The sequence below is a fragment of the Faecalimicrobium dakarense genome (assembly GCF_000499525.1).
GTDB classification, from domain to species: domain Bacteria; phylum Bacillota; class Clostridia; order Peptostreptococcales; family Peptostreptococcaceae; genus Faecalimicrobium; species Faecalimicrobium dakarense.
The window spans coordinates 1-2,195 of sequence record NZ_HG529279.1 but is presented as its reverse complement, the minus strand read 5'-3'; the positions used below and the strand labels follow the sequence as shown (position 1 = coordinate 2,195).

At 27.9% G+C, this 2,195-nt stretch carries 2 protein-coding genes; both read left to right on the top strand.

Annotated elements, in window-relative coordinates; translation table 11 throughout:
* Window positions 1-24: 24 nt before the first annotated feature.
* A complete protein-coding gene (locus BN899_RS05925; RefSeq protein WP_042273699.1) occupies window positions 25-1,023 on the top strand; it encodes a calcium/sodium antiporter in 999 nt (332 codons plus the stop codon).
* 204 nt (window positions 1,024-1,227) lie between these two features.
* On the top strand, window positions 1,228-2,193 hold the full coding sequence (locus BN899_RS05920; RefSeq protein WP_042273697.1) for a calcium/sodium antiporter: 966 nt from the start codon (window positions 1,228-1,230) through the stop codon (window positions 2,191-2,193).
* Window positions 2,194-2,195 lie beyond the last annotated feature (2 nt).

Below are 2,195 nucleotides of genomic sequence, written 5' to 3'. Positions count from 1 at the left end.
TTTTAATTTCTGGAGGTATGATTTATGAACTATATTTTTTTAATAGTTGGGTTTATATTACTTGTGAAAGGTGCTGATATTTTTGTTGACGGTTCTTCAAGCATTGCGAAAATATTAAAGATTCCTCCTATTATTATCGGACTTACTATTGTTGCTTTTGGTACTAGTGCTCCTGAAGCCGCAGTTAGTATTACAGCATCAATAAATGGTCAAAATGGTATGGCTATTGGGAATGTAATCGGATCAAATATTTTTAACTTATTAATGGTAGTAGGTGCTTCTGGATTTATTAGTACTTTACTCGTAAAAAAATCTATTTTATCTAGGGAACTTCCTTTTGTTTTAATTACATCATTATTATTAATTATTTTATCTACTGATATGTTTATTACAAACTCATCGTCTTATACACTTAGCCGTATAGATGGTGCAATACTACTACTTTTATTTGCCGGATTTTTATATTATTTAATAAGTTCTGCTCTTAAATCTAGAAATTCATCTTTAGATATTGATGAAACATCTTTAGATATTGAAGTTATAGATAGAGATGTTATTGTACAACAAAAATCTTCTCCTATGTCAAAGTCTATATTTTTATCTGTTGTTGGAATATTAGCTATAATCTTAGGTGGTAAAATAGTTGTTGACTGTGCATCAGATATAGCGTCTAGCTTCGGCGTTAGTGATCAATTAATTGGTCTTACAGTAGTTGCTATAGGTACATCACTTCCTGAATTTGTTACATCAATCGTTGCTGCTACAAAAGGTGAAAGTGACTTAGCTTTAGGTAATGTCATAGGTTCTAATATATTTAACATATTATTTGTATTAGGTATATCAGCACTTATATCTCCAATGACTGTTGATCCTAAATTGTTTATAGATGGAGTAGTCATGATTATAGCTACAATAATAACTTCATTCTTTGCTTTTAGAAAAAATAATATAAATAAATACGAAAGTTTAACATTAATGATATTATATGTTGCTTATATGGCTTATCTAATTATGACAGCATAATATTTTATATTGCTTTTTTAGACAATTTAATATAAAATCATAGTGTAAATTTATTTTTATTAATAACTTACACTATGATGGTAATTAGCAAGTTTATACTTGATAGAATACCTTCAAATCAGATATTTCACGTCTGTTTTGGAGGTTTTTTTATGGTACTATTCATTTTAAATTACAACTTAATTGTTTTTGGGGGTATTATTTATGGACTATATTTTTTTAGTGCTAGGATTTGTCTTACTAATAAAAGGTGCTGATGCTTTGGTTGATAGTGCATCTAATATAGCAAAAGCCCTTAAAGTTTCTCCGATTTTTATAGGGCTTACTATTGTTGCTTTTGGTACTAGTACTCCTGAGGCTTCAGTTAGTATTATTGCATCATTAAGCCATCAAAATAGTATGGCAATTGGTAATGTAGTTGGTTCTAATATATTTAATTTATTAATGGTAGTAGGTACTACTGCATTTATAAAAACTTTAGATGTTGAAGAATCGATTTTACATAAAGAGTTTCCTTTAGTCCTAACTGCATCATCATTAATGCTACTATTATCTTTAGATATGTCGCTGGGTTATTTTGATGGATTTATATTATTATTATTATTTGTTATGTTTTTATTTTATTTAATGCGTATATCTCTTAACCCTAGTAATTTTTCTTTATTGAATAAAGAAATTTCTATATCTATGGATTCTGATACTATTGCTATTGATAAAAATAAATCTATTTTAAAATCTATACTTTTATCAATAGTAAGCACTGTATCTATACTCTTCGGAGGTAAAATAGTGGTTAATTCTGCTTCTTCTATTGCAAATACTTTCGGTGTTAGTAGCCAATTAATTTCCGTTACAATAGTAGCTATTGGTACATCGCTTCCTGAGTTTATTACATCACTTACAGCTGCTACAAAAGGTGAAAGTGCTTTAGCCCTTGGTAGTGTTATTGGTTCTAATATGTTTAATACTTTATTTGTACTTGGAATGTCTGCATTTGTGTCACCTATGAATGTAGATCCTAAATTAATCATTGACTCTATATTTATGATTGTGTCCACTGTTATACTATTTATATTTGCATATAGAAAAAATGATATAAGTAAGTATGAGAGTTTAACATTAATTGGTTTATATCTTTGTTATATTACATATTTAATTATGAGTACATAAAA